The organism is Kribbella shirazensis, from assembly GCF_011761605.1.
GTDB lineage: Bacteria > Actinomycetota > Actinomycetes > Propionibacteriales > Kribbellaceae > Kribbella > Kribbella shirazensis.
This window is the reverse complement of the sequence record NZ_JAASRO010000001.1, coordinates 6,658,903-6,675,920: the sequence shown is the minus strand read 5'-3', so window position 1 is coordinate 6,675,920 and position 17,018 is coordinate 6,658,903. Positions and strand designations below refer to the sequence as shown.

The window sequence follows — 17,018 nt, the reverse complement described above, 5'->3', positions numbered from 1 at the left end:
CCAACCTCGCTGAGCCGAGCCGCCACGAAGCACCTCGAGGAGATGTCGTGAGCCGTCCTGTGCACATCCTGAAGGTATTGATGGCTGGGGCAGGGTTGCTTGCCGCGGCCCTGGTGCCGACGCCCGCCGCCGCGGCGCCCGCCCCCACCGACGGCCCGGCCGCGGTCGCCCGGGCCCGCGTCGCCGCCGACGAGCTGATGAGTTCGTACGAGCCGAACAAGGCCTGGTTCCCGTCCAGCTGGTGGAACTCCGCCGTCGCATTGCAGACGATCGGCGACTACATGCAGCGCACCGGCGACCGCCGCTACCTCGCCCAGCTGGACAACACGTTCGAGAAGGACAAGGGCGCGTTCCCGGCCGGCTACCTGTCCGGCGACGAGCTGTGGGGGAACTTCACCAGCCGCGCCATCGACGACTCCGAGTGGTGGGGCCTGACCTGGATCCAGGCGTACGACCTGACCAAGAACCGCAAGTACCTCGACATGGCCGTCACGATCGCGCGGTTCGTCGAGGACTACTGGGACGACACCTGCGGCGGAGGTGTCTGGTGGAACGCGGAACGCACGTACAAGAACGCGGTCACCAACGGCCTCTGGATCCGCCTGACCGCGGAGCTCCACAACCGCCTGCCGGGTGACACGTACTGGCTCGGCCGCGCCCAGCAGGGCTGGAACTGGCTGAACGGCAGCGGCATGCTCAACTCCGCCGGCCTGGTGAACGACGGACTGAACGACAACTGCGAGAGCAACGGCGACACCGTCTGGACCTACAACCAGGGCCTGGCGATCGGCGCGGGCCTCGAGCTGTGGCGCGCGACCCGCAACCCTCAACTGCTGACCACGGTGCGGCGCTTGGCCGACGCGGCGATCGCCCCGGGCGGACTCGTCACCGACGGCGTGCTGACGGAGTACTGCGACGCGCCCGGCCGCACCTGCGACGACAACGGCAAGCAGTTCAAGGGCATCTTCATGCGCTACTGGATGGACCTCGCCGACACCACGCACGACCGCCGCTACACCGACTTCGTCGCGCGGCAGGCCGCAACAGTCTGGGACAACGACCGCGACGCGGCGGACCGGCTCGGCCTGCACTGGTCCGGCGCGACCCCGAACGTCTTCGACTGGCGTACCCAGGCCAGCGCCCTGAGTGCTCTGATCGCCGCCGTACCGGCGACGCCGCCGGTGCGATCGTTGTCCGCGACAACCGATCCGGCCCTTCCGGTGGTGATGCCCGCGACCGGCAGTGCGACCCAGGTCAAGGTCACTGTCAACCTGCAGGCGACGGGGCCGGTGGGTGATTCGATCGACGTCACGGTCCGCGCCGCGGCTCCGTCAGGATGGACGGTGACGCCGACCCGGACGACGGTGAAGCTGCGGACGCGCGGCAACGCCGTACCCGTGCAGACGTCCGTGGATCTCGCCGTGACGATTCCCGCCGGTACGCCGGACGGTCTGCATTCGGTGACCGCGACGGCGACGTCCGGATCGCAACTGTCGTTCACCACCCGGTCCGACGTCCTGATCGCGCACAAGGCCGACTTCGACACCGGTACGGCGGCCGAGACGCCGTGGCTGTTCGACGCCGACGGGTCGCAGAGCAACGGCGTACAGAACAGGTTCGCCGACGGGCACTCGTACTTCGTCTACCGCTTCCCGTTCCCGTCCGACGCGACGTCGGCATCGGTAGCACTGACAATCGACAACGAGTTCGTCATCCAGGTCAGCGGCGACGGCCAGAACTGGACCACGGTCGCGACCGAGACGAACCAGGTCCACGACGGCGAGAACAAGGCCGTCCGGACGTTCGACCTCACGCCGTACCTCGCCACCGCCGCCTACGTCCGCATCTCCGACTCGTTCCCCGACACCGGCTGGGGCGGCCGCGTCTACCACGTCACCGCGACGTACAACTGACCCACACCTGAGCCACGCAGGCCGAAGCCCCCACCCGGTCGAACCGGGTGGGGGCTTCGCGGTGCTCGGCTACAAACTCACACGTCGTAGTACAGCTCGAACTCGTGCGGGTGGGGGCGGAGCTGGATCGGGGCGATCTCGTTGTCGCGCTTGAGGTCGATCCAGGTCTCGATCAGGTCCTCGGTGAAGACGTCGCCTTCGAGGAGGAAGGCGTGGTCGGCCTCGAGGGCGTCGATCACGGCCGGGAGCGAGGTCGGCACCTGCGCGATGTCCGCGTGCTCCTCCGGCGGCAGCTCGTACAGGTCCTTGTCGACCGGGTCGGCCGGCTCGATCTTGTTGCGGATACCGTCCAGACCGGCCAGCAGCTGGGCCGCGAAGGCCAGGTACGGGTTCGCCGACGGGTCGGGGCAGCGGAACTCGATCCGCTTCGCCTTCGGGTTCGAACCGGTGATCGGGATCCGGATGCAGGCCGAGCGGTTCCGCGAGGAGTAGACCAGGTTGACCGGCGCCTCGAAGCCCGGCACCAGGCGGTGGTACGAGTTCACGGTCGGGTTGGTGAACGCCAGCAGCGACGGGGCGTGCTTCAGCAGACCGCCGATGTACCAGCGGGCGGTGTCGGACAGGCCGCCGTACCCGGACTCGTCGTAGAACAGCGGGTCGCCGTTGCTCCACAGCGACTGGTGGCAGTGCATGCCCGAGCCGTTGTCACCGAAGATCGGCTTCGGCATGAAGGTCGCGGTCTTGCCGGCCTTCCACGCGGTGTTCTTGACGATGTACTTGAACTTCATCACGTCGTCGGCGGCCTTGAGCAGCTCGTCGAAGCGGAAGTTGATCTCCGCCTGACCCGCCGTACCGACCTCGTGGTGGGCGCGCTCGACGATCAGTCCGGACCGCTCCAGCGCCAGCGTGATGTCGTCGCGCAGCTCACCGAAGTGGTCGGTCGGCGCGACGGGGAAGTAGCCACCCTTGTAGCGGACCTTGTAGCCGCGGTTGCCGCCGTCCTCGACCCGGCCGGTGTTCCAGGCGCCGGCGATCGAGTCGATCGAGTAGTGCGAGGAGTTCGCCTTGGTCTCGAACCGGACGTCGTCGAAGACGTAGAACTCGGCCTCCGGCGCGAAGAACGCGGTGTCCGCGATCCCGGTCGACTTCAGGTACTCCTGCGCCTTGCGGGCGATGTTGCGCGGGTCACGCGAGTACGCCTCGCCGGTCAGCGGGTCGTGCACGAAGAAGTTGACCACCAGCGTCTTCGCGGTGCGGAACTCGTCGATGTAGGCGCTGGTGGGGTCCGGCAGCAGCTTCATGTCGGACTCGTGGATCTGCTGGAAACCACGGACCGACGAACCGTCGAAGGCCAGGCCGTCCTCGAAGACCTCGGGTCCGAAGGACGACACCGGGACGGTGAAGTGCTGCATGATGCCCGGCAGGTCACAGAACCGGACGTCGACGATCTCGACGCCCTCGTCCTTGACGTAGGCGAGGAGCTCCTCAGCGCTGGAAAACATACGTACTCCTAGGGTGGCTCAGAGATTGCATCTGAACGTAGGGCCCGCCGGTTTCTCCGTCATGACCCTGATGTTTCGCGGATGTTACGCCCAGCGTGTCCGCGCTGACCCACTGGTGTACGGCGGTTACGCCCTGAGATCTCGCAGCCCTCTCGGGGCCGCCTCCGGGCCGGTCCGTAGGCTAGACATCATGGCATCATCCGCGGCGAGCGCTACAGGCCCCTCCGAAGAATTCCGGTACGCGGGCAATCGGCTCGGGCTGCCCGAGGACGGTCCGGGGTCGGTGGCGACCTGGGGCCGACGGGTGCTCGCGCTGCTGATCGACTGGCTGATCGCGGGTCTGATCGCGTCGGTGCTGACCGGCCGGCCGATGTGGGCGGGCGGCGGCAACTTCGGCCTGATGCACTCGACGGTGTTCTTCGCGATGAGCGCGATCCTGGCCGGTCTGGCCGGCGCGACCATCGGGCACCGGCTGTGCGGGCTGCGGGTCGCCGCGGTCGGCCGCGGTACGGCGTACACGGGTCAGCCCGGCCTGCTGGCGGGCGTGATCCGCGCCCTGCTGATCTCCCTGCTGATCCCCGCGGTGGTCTTCGACCGCGACCGGCGCGGCCTGCACGACCTGGCGGCGAAGACGGTCGTGGTACGCCGCTAGCGCCTGGTGAGGAGCAGCTGGACGTCGTCGAGGTAGCCGGTCCGGAACCCTGCCTCGGAGTACGCGAGGTAGAACTCCCACATCCGCCGGAACGTGTCGTCGAACCCGAGGGCGGCGATCTCCGGCCAGTGCTCGATGAACCGGTTCCGCCAGATCCGCAGCGTTCGCGCGTAGTCGGGTCCGAGGTGCCGGATCACCTCGGCCCGCAGGCCTGTGTGCTGCGCGGTGACCTCCTCGATCACCTTGACCGACGGGATCAGACCGCCGGGAAAGATGTACTTCTGCACCCAGGTGAAGGTGTTCCGGGTGGCCAGCATCCGCTCGTGCGGCATCACGATCGCCTGGACGACGCCGACCCCGCCCGGCGCCAGCCGCCGCTCGATCGCGTCGAAGTACACCGGCCAGTACTTCTCGCCGACCGCCTCGATCATCTCCACGCTCAGGACGGCGTCGAACTCGCCGATCTGGTCGCGGTAGTCCCGTAGCGCGACCTGCACGCGGTCACCGACGCCCGCCTCGGCGATCCGGCGCTGCGCCAGCAACGCCTGCTGCGAGGCGATCGTGATCGCGGTCACCCAGGCACCGCGCTGCGCGGCGCGGATCGCCAGGCTCGCCCAGCCGCACCCGATGTCCAGCACCCGCGACCCGGACCGGACCCCGGCCGCGTCGAGGATCGAGTCGAGCTTGCGCAGCTGGGCCGCGGTGAGTTCGTCGTACGACGCGGTGCTGAGGTCGGCGGTGGCGCTGTCGCCGAAGTACGCGGCGGAGTACGTGAGCGTCGGATCGAGGAACTCGGCGAACATCGCGTTGCTGAGGTCGTAGTGCCGGCTGACGTTCTCGCGGGCCCCGGCGCGGTCGTTCTCCTGCTCGCCCGGCTGGGACTTCGTGACCAGCCAGCGCAGCGACTGCGCCCACTTCGGCAGCAGGTGCCTGGTCTCTTCGTTGCTGAACCGCTCGGCGAACGGGACCAGCAGGTCGGCCAGGTCGGTGCCGGGCTCCGGATCCCAGTCGCCCGCCAGGTACGCCTCGCCGAACCCGGATCCGGCGTCGTGCCCGAGCCGGTCCAGGAACGCCGCCGTACGGTGCACGCGCATCGCGGGACCAGGCAGGCCGTACGACCGGCTGCGGTCCAGGTGGATCGTGGCGGGCAGGTCCTTGGCGATCAGCCGGATCGCGGTCGCCGCGCCGTACCGCCGGACCGGGTTGGTCCGCGGACGGGCCAGCGTCGGCCACGTCTCGGGCACCGGTTCGTGCACGGCATGCTGCACCCGCGGCATCAGATCCGTCATCTCAGCTGTTCCCCTGTAATCCCGTCCTGGTCGCACCCTAAGGGCAACCAGCCTCCCCACGGCGCATCTCTGAAGAGATCAACTGCCGAGCATGCCGCTTGGTTACAGTTCGGTTACCGCCCGCGCATGGCCTGCCGCGCGCCCTTGAGGCTGGTCGGCACCGGACCCTTGGGCATCGGCACCTGCGGCCGGACCGCGTCCAGGGCCTTCAGCCGCTGCAGCAGGTCGGTGATCTCGGACGGCTGCATCACCGCCGGCAGCTTCATCACGTGCTTGGTCAGCTTGCGGATGTCGACCTCGTCCTCGCCCTTGCCGGCGACGATCTGGGTCACCGGCGCGCCGCCCGCCACCCGGCTGTGCTTCTTCGCCTCGGCGGTGAGCAGGTTCTTCACCCGGCTCGCCTGGCCCTCCCCGACCAGCACGATGCCCGGCCGGCCGACGACCCGGTGGACGATGTCGGAGTTCTTGGTGACCGCGACCGCGGGCGTCACGTTCCAGCCGCGGCGCAGCGTCTGCAGCGCGGACGCGGCCGCACCGGCCTGGCCCTCGATCTGGCTGTACGCCGCCTTCTCGACCTTGCGGCCGAACACGATGGTCGCGGCCAGGAACCCGAGCGCGACACCGAGCGGGATCCACACCAGCAGCGGCCCGACCAGCAGCCCCCCGGCCACGGCCAGGGCCACGATGCCGAGAAAGATCCCGGCGAGCACCAGACCGACCGTCGGGTCGGACTTCCTGGTCAGCTTGTACGCCGACCGGATCTGCTTGAGCCGGCTGGTCTTCTCTGCGGGCGCGTCGTTCTTGGCCATCTCTCCCTTTGCCCCTTATGCCTGAGCGGCGTTCATCCGTGACTCAACGGCCTGCCGGTACAACCGGCCGGCGCGGTAGGACGACCGTACCAGCGGACCGGACATGACTCCGGCGAAACCGATCTCGGTCGCCTCGTCCTGGAGCTCGACGAACTCCTCCGGCTTGACCCAGCGCTCGACCGGGTGGTGCCGCACCGAGGGACGCAGGTACTGCGTGATCGTGATGATCTCGCAGCCGGCCGCGTGCAGGTCCTTCAGCGCCTGGCTGACCTCGTCGCGGGTCTCGCCCATGCCGAGGATCAGGTTCGACTTGGTGACCAGGCCGTAGTCGCGGGCCTGGGTGATGACGTCCAGCGAACGCTCGTACCGGAAGCCCGGCCGGATCCGGCGGAAGATCCGCGGCACGGTCTCGACGTTGTGCGCGAACACCTCCGGGCGGGACGAGAACACCTCCGCGAGCTGCTCGGGTACGGCGTTGAAGTCCGGTGCGAGCATCTCCACGCCGGTGCCCGGGTTCAGTTCGTGGATCTGGCGGATCGTCTCGGCGTACAGCCAGGCGCCGCCGTCGTCCAGGTCGTCGCGGGCGACACCGGTCACGGTCGCGTACCGCAGGCCCATGGTGCGCACCGACTCAGCGACCCGGCGCGGCTCGTCGCGGTCCAGCGCCTGGGGCTTGCCGGTGTCGATCTGGCAGAAGTCACAGCGCCGCGTGCACTGGTCACCGCCGATCAGGAATGTCGCCTCGCGGTCCTCCCAGCACTCGAAGATGTTCGGGCAGCCGGCTTCCTGGCACACCGTGTGCAGCTGCTCGGACTTCACGAGCTTCTGCAGCGCCTGGTACTCCGGGCCCATCTTCGCGCGGGTCTTGATCCACTCGGGTTTGCGCTCGATCGGGGTCTCCGCGTTGCGCACCTCGAGCCTGAGCAGTTTCCGTCCTTCTGGGGCGATCGTCACGCCCTCCAGGGTACGCGCCACCGATCAGGGGCGTTCCACCCGTAGGCTGATGAGCTATGTCCACGGCTGAGCTGCGTACGGATGCCGAACCGGTCACACCACCGGCGTCCGGTACTGGTTCCGGTACCGGGCTGCGCGGCTGGACCCGCCACGGTCCGACGGCCCGCGAGCAGCGGTACGACGTACTGCTGGGGCTCGGGATGGCGGCCGCGGGCCTGTTCGGGACCGAGCTCGCCCGCGGGGCCTCGCCGTCGCAGGTGGATCTCGGGATCGGCGGGATCGAGCCGTACGTGCTCAGCGCGGCGGCAGCGCTGCCGCTGTGTTTCCGCCGCCGCTGGCCCGTGCCGGTGCTGCTGGCCGTCGCGGTGTTGTTCGTGGTGAACGGGGAGCGGGCGGAGTTCGCGTTCGTCGGCAACCTGGTCACCCAGGCGGCGATGTTCATGGCGATCTACGCGGCCGTCGCGTGGGCGCGGGACCGGCGGCTGATGAAGGCCGCGGTCGCGGTCGTGTTCGTCGGCATGTTCGGCTGGCTGACACTCAACTTCGTCGCGGCGCTGCGCAACAACGCGATCGGCGGGCCGAACGACGGCCTGTTCTCGCCGTACGTCTCGAGCGTGATCCTGATCCTGGCGCTGAACGTGCTGTACTTCTTCGGCGCGTATTTCTGGGGCCGGACCGCGTGGAACACCGCCCGGCAGCGCGACGAGCTCGAGCAGCAGGCGCGTGAGCTGGCGACGCAGCAGGAGGCGAACTCGCGGCGCGCGGTGATCGACGAACGGCTGCGGATCTCTCGCGAGCTGCACGACGTCGTGGCGCACCACATCAGCAGCATCGGCATCCAGGCCGGCGGTGCGCGGCGGGTGATGGACGGCGACCCGGAGGCCGCGAAGAACGCGCTGAACGTGATCGAGGAGTCCAGCCGTACGGCGGTCAACGAGATGCGCCAGCTGCTCGGCATGCTCCGCGCGGCGGACCCCGACGTCGACGTCAGCGCGCCGGACCCGAAAGCGCCGCAGGCGGGCGCCGACCGGCTGCCGGCGCTGATCGCGGAGGTGAACAGCCTCGGCCTGGAGGTCGGGTTCCACCAGATCGGCGCCCCGGCCGAGCTGCCGAAGACGGTCTCGGTGTCGGTGTACCGGATCGCCCAGGAGGCGCTCGCGAACGTCCGCAAGCACTCGACGGCCCGCAGCGCCCACCTGACGCTGCGGTACCTCGGCGAGGCGGTCGAACTGGAGGTGCTCGACGACGGCCGGCCGAAACACGCGCCGGTCGGCAGCCGCCTCGGTCACGTCGGGATCCGGGAGCGGGTCGCGCTGCTCGGCGGCGAGAGCGAGATCGGACCGCGCCCCGTGGGAGGATTCCGGGTCCGGGTCCGGATCCCGCTCGACCCACAGAACCGTCCACTGACTGGGGGCTCTTCAGATGACTGATCCGATGCGTGTCCTGCTGGTGGACGACCAGGATCTGGTGCGGGCCGGTTTCCGGATGATCCTGTCGGTCGAGCCGGACATCGAGGTGGTCGGCGAGGCGTCCGACGGCGAGAAGGCGATCGAGCTGGCGCTGGCGCTGCGTCCGGACGTCGTACTGATGGACGTCCAGATGCCCGGGATGGACGGGATCACCGCGACCCAGCGGATCGTCGCGGAGGACGCCGGCAAGGTGGTCATCCTGACGACCTTCGACCGCGACGACTACCTGTTCGAGTCGCTCGGGGCCGGTGCGAGCGGCTTCCTGCTCAAGAACACCGCGCCCGAGGATCTCGTCGAGGCGATCGAGGTCGTGCACTCCGGGCACGCGCTGCTCGCGCCGGAGGTGACCCGGCGGGTGATCAAGCGGTTCACCGGCGGGGGAGAGCGGGTGTACCGGCCGGACCTGCTGGCCGAGCTGACCGAGCGCGAGCGGGAGGTGCTCGGGCTGATCGCCCGCGGCCTCACCAACACCGAGATCGCCGCGCAGTTGTATGTCGGCGAGGCCACCGTGAAGACCCACGTCTCCCGCGTCCTGCTGAAACTGGGCCTGCGTGACCGCGTGCAGGCCGTGGTCTTCGCCTACGAGTGCGGTCTCGTCACCCCTGGCGACGACACCTCGTCCTGATCCCGTCCACCTTGCGAATGACGCGGGTGATCACTCCCTGGGCCGACGTGCCGCCGTACGCCGGTTGACTAGCTTGGGCATCGTCGGGCGTGGGCCCGGCCTGAGCTGATGGGAACGGTGACACATGCTGAGGGTGGCGGGACTCACCCGGCGGTTCGGTGATCATCTGGCGCTGGACGACGTGACCTTCGACGTCGTACCGGGACGGATGACCGGATTCGTCGGCGCCAACGGCGCTGGGAAGACGACGACGATGCGGATCATCCTCGGCGTCCTGGCCGCGACATCCGGCGAGGTGCGGTGGCAGGACGGGCCTCTGACGCAGCAGGTACGCCGGGACTTCGGCTACATGCCCGAGGAACGCGGGCTGTACCCGAAGATGAAGATCCACGACCAGCTGGTGTTCTTCGGCAGGCTGCACGGTCTCGACCCGGACCGCGCCGCCGAGCGGGCCTCCAAGATCCTCGAGCGGCTCGGCCTGGCCGAACGCGCCACCGACGTACTCGAGACGCTGTCGCTCGGCAACCAGCAGCGGGTGCAGATCGCGGCCGCGCTGGTGCACGAGCCAATCGCGCTGGTGCTCGACGAGCCGTTCAGTGGTCTCGATCCGCTCGCCGTCGACGCGATGGTCGACCTGCTCCGCGAGGAGGTCACGCCTGAGGTACCGGTGCTGTTCTCCAGCCACCAGCTCGATCTGGTCGAGCGGCTCTGCGACGACCTCGTCGTCCTGTCCCGCGGCAAGGTGGTCGCCGCCGGTTCCGTCGCGGAGCTCTCCGCGGGCTCGTCGACGACGTACCGGCTGGTGGTGGACGGCGACGCCGGCTGGCTGCGCGACCTCCGGGGCGTCGAGGTGCGTGACGTCGCGGGCGGTACGGCGCTGTTCGACGTACTGGACGATGCGATGGAGCAGAAGATCCTGCAGGAGGCGCTCAGCCGCGGGCCGGTCCGTGAGTTCGGGCCGGAGCGGGTGGCGCTGAGCGATGTCTTCCGGGAGGCGACCCGATGAATGCTCTGGACAGGCCGTGGATGCTGATCGCCGAGCGCGAGGTCACGACCAAGCTGCGGGACAAGACGTTCATCGGCTCGACGCTGGTGATGCTGCTGATCGTGATGGCGGCCGTGATCATCCCCGCGCTGCTCGCGGGCAACGGCGGCGCCGACAAGATCGCGGTGATCGACGACGCGGGTGCGAAGGTCGTGCAGCAGGCGTCGACGACCAAGGGCGGCGACGGGTACGAGGTCGTCAGGGTTGCCGGCCGGCCGGCCGCCGAGGGCTCTGTCACCTCGGGCGACGTCAAGGCGGCGCTGCTGCCGGGGGACGACGGGTACGTCGTGCTCGGCGACGACCGCGTCGACTCCGGTCTCGAGAGCGCGCTGCGCGAAGCGGCGGCGGCCGTCGGAATGGAGGCGAACGCGGCGAAGGCCGGGCTGACCCCGACGGAGCTGCACGCCGGGACGAAGGTGTCGCTGCAGTTGCTGAATCCGGGGCCGCTGCCGGACCTGGTGTCGGACTTCGTGAACATCGGCCTGGCGCTGGTCTTCTACATGACCGCGCTCGGCTTCGGGATGATGATCGCGCAGAGCGTCGTCCAGGAGAAGGAGAGCCGGGTCGTCGAGATCCTGGCCGCCGCCGTGCCGATCCGGTCGCTGCTGTGGGGCAAGGTGCTCGGCAACACGGTGCTTGCGCTGTCCCAGATCGTGGTGATCGCGGCCGCGTCGCTGATCGGGCTGCTGGCGACCGATCAGGCCGACATTCTCGAAGTGGTGGCACCGGTCGCCGGATGGTTCGTGGTGTTCTTCGTGCTCGGGTTCGTGGCGCTCGCCGGGCTGTGGGCGGTCGCCGGGTCGCTGGCCACACGGCAGGAGGACCTCGGGTCGACGACACTGCCGGGGCAGATGATCCTGATGATCCCGTTCTTCTTCTCGGTGTTCGCCGGGTCGTCGGCGAAGTCGGTCGCGTCGTCGTGCCGATCGCGTCGTCGATGTCGATGCCGGGGCGGATGCTCACCGAGGACGTGCCGGTTTGGCAGCCGCTGGTCGCGATCGCGATCCTGCTGGTCACAACGGTGCTGATCGTCCGGCTCGGCGCCCGGCTGTACGAACGCACGCTGCTGCAGACCGGTCGTCGGCTCGGTTACCGCGAGGCGCTGGCGCTCGAATCGAGGTAGCACATCGTCACGGCCGGGCCTGGTGTTACACCTCCGGGCCCGGCTGTGACGAAACCGCAATGTTGGGTCGCTGTGTGCTGTGCGTGCACCTCGACTACGGTCTCAACGCATGAACGTCGAGCTGCGCCACCTGCGGGTGGTGGTCCTGGTGGCAGAAGCGGGGTCCGTCGGACGGGCCGCCCGCTGGCTCAAGGTCAGCCAGCCCAGCCTGACCGCGCAGCTGAAGCGGATCGAGGCGGCGTTCGGCGGTGAGCTGTTCGAACGCTCCCGCACCGGTGTCACGCCGACACCGCTCGGCCGGTACGCCGTCGACCGCGCGCGGGCGATCCTGGTCGACGTCGACCACCTGGCCGCGACTGTGTCCGCGATGACCGCGGTCGAGTCGTCGGCCGTCCGGCTCGGCGGGTTCCCGACTGCGCCGGTGTCCGGGATCGCGTCCCGGCTCCGCGACCACGGCGAGATCGAGCAGGTCAGCGTCGAGGTCGAATGGTCTTCGAGTGTTCTGCTGCAGCAATTGGAGAGTGGCCGGCTCGACTTCGCGCTGCTGCGCGAGTTCCCGGGCTTCGAGCTGCGGCTGCCCGCAGGCGTCGAAGCCACCACGGTCATCGAATCCGAGTCGGCGTACGTCGCCCTCGCGGCGGACCACCCGGTGGCCGAGGCGTCTCGTACGCGCGGCGAGGTGGACCTGGCGGCGCTGTCGGGCGAGGAGTGGATCGGAGAGCCGCCGGACGACAGCGGGTTCCACGTGCTGTTCCGGGCCGCGTGCGAGGCGGCCGGGTTCCAGCCTCGGGTCGAGCACCACTCGGTCGACACGTCGGTGCTGATGGGGTTCGTGACGAGTGGTCAGGGCGTGGCGCTGATCTCGCCCACGTCGTACCGGATGCTCTCGTCGGACGTCACCACCCGCACGCTCGCCGGTGACCCGATCCACCGGAAGCTGGTGCTCGCGTGGAGCACCGACTCACCGCGCGCACAGATGGCCGGCGAGGTGCTGGCGATGGCGCGCGCGGCGTACGACGAGGCGATCACCGAGCACGCGCGGCGCGGCGAACACCAGCAACGCATGCACGTCGCCTGACCCGCCCCCTTAGGCGGGCCTGACCACCGGGTTCTCGAACGCGAGGTGAAACTCGCCGGTGTCCTCCGGGTTCTCCATCCGCTCCCGGTACTGCGACCCGACCTGCTCCGGCTGCTGCGGAGCCGCAACCTGCTCAGCCTTCTTCTCGTCGGCAGGAGGATTCTTGTCCTCTGCGGGCTGAGTCTCCTGAGTCTCCACAGCCGGCTGCGTCGGCTGCTCCTCCTGCTCCTCCTGCACCTCGGCCACCGGGGCCTGTGGTGCTTCCTGCTCCTCGGCCACCGGGGCTGGGGCTGGGGCGGTGGGGGCGGCGACCGTCTCGTCGGCGGATTGGTTGCCCTCGGCATCCGCGCTCGGGAACTGACGCGTGTGCTCGCCCTCGTCCGCACCGTCACTCACCGGGAACTGGCGCGTCTGGTCGTCGGCCTGGTTCCGCGGCTGCACCGGCTCGGGCTCGTCGAACAGGTCGTCGTACCGCGTGTGGCTCTCGTACGCCGCCGGCGCCTGGTAGGTGCCCCCGGCAACCGGGTAGACGGCCGCGACGTCCGCCTCCTGCTGCGCCTGCGCGGCTTCCTGCTCGCGCTGCAGCCGCTCGGCCTCGGCGCGCTCGCGGCGCCGGCGCTGCACACTGCGGACGATCAGCTGGATCGCGTACACCAGCGAGATCACCCCGAGGATCGGCACCACGCCGTTCAGCGTGTACTGCTTCGACCCCTCGATCATCCCGTTGGTGACGCCAGGGACGTCGTTGAGGAAGTTCGTGGTCCGGTTCGGGATCCAGAGCCAGCAGTAGACCAGGGTGCCGAAGGCCGCGAACGCCCCCAGCGCACCGGCGCCGGAGAAGTACGACACGACGGCCCAGAAGATCAGCGCTCCGATGCCGAAGGCAAGCGCCATCCCCTTCGCGTTCAGCTCGATACCACCCGGCGCCGCCAGGACCCCGAACACGGCCGGGCCGGCCAGAGCGACGGCTACGCCGAGCAAGAACCCAAGAAATTTGGACACCTCCCCAAGGTAGCGACGAACTGCCGTCACACACTGCAGACACTTCGGTACGAAACGGACCGGCAACCGCTTGCCTAGAGTAGGGCCATGCGCCCACCGAACATCGTCGTCGTCCTGTCCGACGAACACACCGCCGCGGCCGCCGGCTGGGCAGGCCATCCGCACGTGCTGACGCCGAACCTGGATCGCCTGGCGGCACAGAGCGTGTCGTTCGACCGCGCGTACACGAACAGCCCGATGTGCGTGCCTTCGCGGCTCTCGCTCCTGTCCGGCGAGTACGTGCACCGAATCGGGGCTTGGGACAACGGCGTGATCCCGGGCCCGACGTACCGCACCTGGGGACACCATCTCCGCGAGGCAGGCTACACGTCGGTCATCGCGGGCCGCACGCATTTCAACGGCCCGGACCGGTTGCTCGGGTTCGACCGCCGCCTCACCGACGACCTGGACTTCTGGATCGACCACAGCGGTCGCCCACCGCGTCGTACGGCGGACTGGCGGCGACCCACCAACTCTCACGTCACCGAACAGGGTGCCGGCGACCACGTGCACACCCAGCACGATGTGACAGCCACTGACGCGGCAGTGGAGTTCCTGCGCGACCCGGGCGAGGAGCCGTTCCTGCTGTACGTCGGCTACATGCACCCGCACTTCCCATTGGTGGCACCACCTGAGTTCCGTGCGTTGTACGACGCGGCTGATGTCGACCTGCCTGTTGTCGACAATCAGCAGCACCCGGTGATCTCGCTGCTACGTCACGGATTCCGGAACGACGAGCCGCTGACGGAGGAGCAGATCCGGGAGGCGACGGTCTGCTACTGGGCGCTGATCAGTCACCTCGACCATCAGATCGGCCGGCTGCTGGCCGCAGTACCGGACGACACAGTGGTCATCTACACCAGCGACCACGGCGAAATGGCCGGTCAGCACGGCATCTGGCAGAAGCAGTGCTTCTACGAGCCCGCCGTACGCGTCCCATTGCTCCTGCGCCATCCGTCGCTGCAGCCGGGCCGGAGTACTGCACACGTCAGTCTGGTCGACGTACTGCCTACGCTCCGGGACATTGCCGGTCTGGCTCCCGACACTGCTCTACCGGGGCACACGTTGCTGGACGTGCAGGACCGACCTGTGCTGTCGGAGTACCACGCACAGGGCATGGTGGACGGAGGCTTCATGCTGAAGTCCGGACCTTGGAAGTACTGCTACTACGGCTCCGAGCACTCGCCACAGGTCTTCAACGTCGACGAGGACCCGCTGGAGCTTCATGACCTGTCTGATGACTCGGCTCTGGTGCAGCGACTGGATGCTGAGTTGAGATTGCTGCTGGACCCAGATGCGACCGACGCCCGTGCGAAGTCAGACCAGGCTGCGCGACTTGCGAGAGGATGAGCCCTTGCCCGCTCCGAACATTCTGCTAATCGTTTCCGACGACCACGGGTACGCCGACCGCAGCAGGCTCGGTGTGCACTCCGACGTACGTACTCCGGCGCTGGACCGGCTGGCTGCGGAGGGGGTCAGCTGCACCGACGCCTACGTGACAGCTCCGATCTGCAGCCCGTCGCGGGCGTCGATCATCTCCGGGCGGTACCAGCAGCGCTGGGGTGGTCAGTGGTTCGACTCGGCTGCTTTCCCGCCGGACGACGTACCGACGCTGGCGGAGATCCTGCGCGACCAGGGGTATCGCACCGGGTACTTCGGCAAGGTGCACTACGGGAAAGAGGACGTGGGGGACAGGGCGTGTCCGCCACACCACGGGTTCGAGGAGACGCTGTACGGGCTGGCGGGGCAGTCATTCGGTCGGCTGAACTACATGCATCACTCCGAGGACTCAGTGACGTCGTACGGACAACCGGCCGCGCACCACATGGCTGTGCAGCCGCTGCTGTCTGGCGACGCGCCGGTTGAGCATGAGGGCTTCTTGACGGCTGAGTTCGGCCGGCGGGCGGCGGAGTTCATGGAGGCGGAGGACGAGCGGCCGTACTTCTGCATGGTCGCGTTCAACGCCGTACACAACTTCTGCTGGCAGCTGCCGGAGTCCGAGCTGGAGGCGCGGGGTCTACCGGCCTTCCACGACTGGTCCCCAGAGACCGACGGCCCGTTCATGGAGTGGTACGACGACGTGATCGTGCCGAATCTGCCGCATGGACGGGAGTACTACCTCGCCCAGCTGGAGCTGATGGACGCGGAGATCGGGCGGCTGCTCGACGTGGCCGGCGACGACACGATCGTGGTGTACGTGACCGACAACGGTGGGTCGACCTGCAACTTCGGCGACAACGCTCCGCTGCGCGGGACGAAGTACACGCTGTGGGACGGCGGTATCCGGATCCCGATGCTCTGGCGCTGGCCGGGGCAGCTGCCGGCTGGTCGCAGTACTGACGCGTTGGTGAGCACGATGGACCTGGTGCCGACGCTGGCCGCGGCGGCCGGTGCGACCGTGGAGGGCGCCGACGGCCTCGACATCCTGCCGGTACTGGCCGGGTCGGCCGACGTGGCCCACGAGAACCTGCACTGGGACTGCGGGTTCCAGTGGGCCGTGCGGTCGGGGGACTGGAAGCTCAGTTGGGTCGACGACGACGCCAACACCCGGCATCTACGCGACTACGAGCACGCGCCGATGGGGGAGGGCTGGTTCCTCGCGCACCTGGCCGACGACATCGGCGAGCAGACCAACCACCTGGCAGACCAGCCCGACGTCGTTGCCCGGCTGCAGTCGTTGCACGCGGAGTGGCGCGCGGAGGTGGGACTGGAGCCTCAGACCGTCAGCCCGTAGGTGATCGCGGTCGGCGGTTCCTCGTGGTGGTCGATGTCCGGGCTGCGCTCGTACTCTTCCCACGCGAGGAACCGGTCGAGATGCCGACGTACCGGGTCGAGGACCTCCGCGATCGTGACCTCGCGGCCGAGCTCCTTGGACAGCGTCGTCACGTCGGCGTCCGAGATGCCACACGGCACGATCCGGTCGAACCAGGCCAGGTCGTTGTTGCAGTTCAGCGCGAACCCGTGCATGGTCACACCCTGGGCGACCCGGATCCCGATCGCGGCGATCTTTCGCTCCCGCCCACGGTCGTCGGCTGCCACCCAGACACCACTGCGGCCCTTGACCCGGCCGGACTTCACCCCGAGCTCGGCGCAGACACCGATCAGCGCCTCCTCGAGCCGCCGGACATAGTCCACGACGTACACATGTGAGGCCAGCTTCACGATCGGATACCCGACCAGCTGCCCGGGCCCGTGCCAGGTGATCTTCCCACCGCGGTCGACATCCACCACCGGCGTACCGTCAACCGGCCGCTCATGCGCCTCGGTGCGCTTACCTGCCGTGTACACCGGCGGATGCTCGAGCAGAATCACCGTATCCGAACCGGTGCCCCCAGCAACCTCCGCATGCAGCCGCCGCTGCTCGTCCCACGCGGCCTCATAATCCACCGCACCAGCACCGAACCCGGCTTCCACATACTCGATAACCCTCACGCCCCGAGTGTAGGCGCACCCCCACACCCCATCCCCCGACCCGTCCGCAGACCTGCCCCAGACCTGCCCCAGACCTGCCCCAGACC

General features: G+C 68.8%; 16 protein-coding genes. 10 read left to right on the top strand and 6 right to left on the bottom strand.

Features of this window, described 5'->3' with window-relative positions:
• The first annotated feature begins 47 nt into the window (after nt 1–47).
• Complete coding sequence (locus tag BJY22_RS32010) at nt 48–1,913, top strand: glycoside hydrolase family 76 protein (RefSeq protein ID WP_337759645.1); 1,866 nt, start codon at nt 48–50, stop codon at nt 1,911–1,913.
• 77 nt (nt 1,914–1,990) lie between these two features.
• Here BJY22_RS32010 and glnA read toward each other — a convergent pair whose 3' ends face one another.
• On the bottom strand, nt 1,991–3,415 hold the full coding sequence (gene glnA, locus BJY22_RS32005; protein ID WP_167214319.1) for a type I glutamate--ammonia ligase: 1,425 nt from the start codon (nt 3,413–3,415) through the stop codon (nt 1,991–1,993).
• A gap of 190 nt (nt 3,416–3,605) precedes the next feature.
• Here glnA and BJY22_RS32000 point away from each other — a divergent pair, with 190 nt between their 5' ends.
• Nucleotides 3,606–4,067, top strand: a complete 462-nt coding sequence (locus BJY22_RS32000) for an RDD family protein (protein WP_167214316.1) — start codon at nt 3,606–3,608, stop codon at nt 4,065–4,067.
• Here BJY22_RS32000 and BJY22_RS31995 read toward each other — a convergent pair.
• The 3 genes from BJY22_RS31995 to lipA form a co-directional block, all read right to left on the bottom strand.
• On the bottom strand, nt 4,064–5,356 hold the full coding sequence (locus BJY22_RS31995; RefSeq protein WP_167214313.1) for an SAM-dependent methyltransferase: 1,293 nt from the start codon (nt 5,354–5,356) through the stop codon (nt 4,064–4,066). The genes BJY22_RS32000 and BJY22_RS31995 overlap by 4 nt on opposite strands.
• A 113-nt stretch (nt 5,357–5,469) precedes the next feature.
• Nucleotides 5,470–6,165: a DUF4191 domain-containing protein gene (locus BJY22_RS31990; RefSeq protein ID WP_167214310.1), complete on the bottom strand. Its 696-nt coding sequence runs from the start codon at nt 6,163–6,165 to the stop codon at nt 5,470–5,472.
• Nucleotides 6,166–6,180: 15 nt separating this feature from the next.
• A complete protein-coding gene (lipA, locus tag BJY22_RS31985) occupies nt 6,181–7,119 on the bottom strand; it encodes a lipoyl synthase (RefSeq protein ID WP_167214307.1) in 939 nt (312 codons plus the stop codon).
• 56 nt (nt 7,120–7,175) lie between these two features.
• Between lipA and BJY22_RS31980 the strand changes: the two genes are divergently transcribed.
• The 6 genes from BJY22_RS31980 to BJY22_RS31960 all read left to right on the top strand — a co-directional run bounded on the left by BJY22_RS31980 (nt 7,176) and on the right by BJY22_RS31960 (nt 12,459).
• Entirely contained in the window at nt 7,176–8,549 is a 1,374-nt protein-coding gene (locus tag BJY22_RS31980) for a sensor histidine kinase (RefSeq protein ID WP_167214304.1), read from the top strand.
• Entirely contained in the window at nt 8,542–9,213 is a 672-nt protein-coding gene (locus BJY22_RS31975; RefSeq protein ID WP_167214301.1) for a response regulator, read from the top strand. The genes BJY22_RS31980 and BJY22_RS31975 overlap by 8 nt, the downstream gene beginning before the upstream one ends.
• A 124-nt stretch (nt 9,214–9,337) precedes the next feature.
• The gene (locus tag BJY22_RS31970) at nt 9,338–10,219 is read left to right on the top strand and encodes an ABC transporter ATP-binding protein (protein WP_167214298.1); all 882 of its coding nucleotides are present in this window, start codon (nt 9,338–9,340) and stop codon (nt 10,217–10,219) included.
• Entirely contained in the window at nt 10,216–11,286 is a 1,071-nt protein-coding gene (locus BJY22_RS31965) for an ABC transporter permease (RefSeq protein ID WP_238350522.1), read from the top strand. Before BJY22_RS31970 ends, BJY22_RS31965 begins: the two co-directional genes overlap by 4 nt.
• Nucleotides 11,229–11,381 (top strand): hypothetical protein, encoded by a 153-nt coding sequence (locus BJY22_RS41995; protein ID WP_238350521.1) that lies wholly within the window; start codon nt 11,229–11,231, stop codon nt 11,379–11,381. The genes BJY22_RS31965 and BJY22_RS41995 overlap by 58 nt, the downstream gene beginning before the upstream one ends.
• Before the next feature lie 109 nt (nt 11,382–11,490).
• A complete protein-coding gene (locus tag BJY22_RS31960) occupies nt 11,491–12,459 on the top strand; it encodes a LysR family transcriptional regulator (RefSeq protein WP_167214295.1) in 969 nt (322 codons plus the stop codon).
• Nucleotides 12,460–12,468: 9 nt separating this feature from the next.
• On the opposite strand, the gene BJY22_RS31955 is transcribed toward BJY22_RS31960, so the two are convergent.
• The gene (locus BJY22_RS31955) at nt 12,469–13,461 is read right to left on the bottom strand and encodes a hypothetical protein (protein WP_167214292.1); all 993 of its coding nucleotides are present in this window, start codon (nt 13,459–13,461) and stop codon (nt 12,469–12,471) included.
• 87 nt (nt 13,462–13,548) lie between these two features.
• On the opposite strand from BJY22_RS31955, the gene BJY22_RS31950 reads away from it, so the two are divergent.
• Nucleotides 13,549–14,850: a sulfatase-like hydrolase/transferase gene (locus BJY22_RS31950; protein ID WP_167214289.1), complete on the top strand. Its 1,302-nt coding sequence runs from the start codon at nt 13,549–13,551 to the stop codon at nt 14,848–14,850.
• A 4-nt stretch (nt 14,851–14,854) separates the two neighbouring features.
• Nucleotides 14,855–16,234, top strand: a complete 1,380-nt coding sequence (locus tag BJY22_RS31945; RefSeq protein WP_238350520.1) for a sulfatase family protein — start codon at nt 14,855–14,857, stop codon at nt 16,232–16,234.
• Here BJY22_RS31945 and lipB read toward each other — a convergent pair.
• On the bottom strand, nt 16,216–16,932 hold the full coding sequence (gene lipB / locus BJY22_RS31940; protein ID WP_167214283.1) for a lipoyl(octanoyl) transferase LipB: 717 nt from the start codon (nt 16,930–16,932) through the stop codon (nt 16,216–16,218). The two genes, BJY22_RS31945 and lipB, sit on opposite strands and share 19 nt — an antisense overlap.
• Nucleotides 16,933–17,018: the final 86 nt, after the last annotated feature.

Coding starts and splice junctions, on each gene's coding strand:
- glnA (WP_167214319.1), bottom strand. CDS start 3,415: ATGTTTTCCAGCGCTGAGGAGCTCCTCGCCTACGTCAAGGACGAGGGC.
- BJY22_RS32000 (WP_167214316.1), top strand. CDS start 3,606: ATGGCATCATCCGCGGCGAGCGCTACAGGCCCCTCCGAAGAATTCCGG.
- BJY22_RS31995 (WP_167214313.1), bottom strand. CDS start 5,356: ATGACGGATCTGATGCCGCGGGTGCAGCATGCCGTGCACGAACCGGTG.
- BJY22_RS31990 (WP_167214310.1), bottom strand. CDS start 6,165: ATGGCCAAGAACGACGCGCCCGCAGAGAAGACCAGCCGGCTCAAGCAG.
- BJY22_RS31980 (WP_167214304.1), top strand. CDS start 7,176: ATGTCCACGGCTGAGCTGCGTACGGATGCCGAACCGGTCACACCACCG.
- BJY22_RS31975 (WP_167214301.1), top strand. CDS start 8,542: ATGACTGATCCGATGCGTGTCCTGCTGGTGGACGACCAGGATCTGGTG.
- BJY22_RS31970 (WP_167214298.1), top strand. CDS start 9,338: ATGCTGAGGGTGGCGGGACTCACCCGGCGGTTCGGTGATCATCTGGCG.
- BJY22_RS31965 (WP_238350522.1), top strand. CDS start 10,216: ATGAATGCTCTGGACAGGCCGTGGATGCTGATCGCCGAGCGCGAGGTC.
- BJY22_RS31960 (WP_167214295.1), top strand. CDS start 11,491: ATGAACGTCGAGCTGCGCCACCTGCGGGTGGTGGTCCTGGTGGCAGAA.
- BJY22_RS31950 (WP_167214289.1), top strand. CDS start 13,549: ATGCGCCCACCGAACATCGTCGTCGTCCTGTCCGACGAACACACCGCC.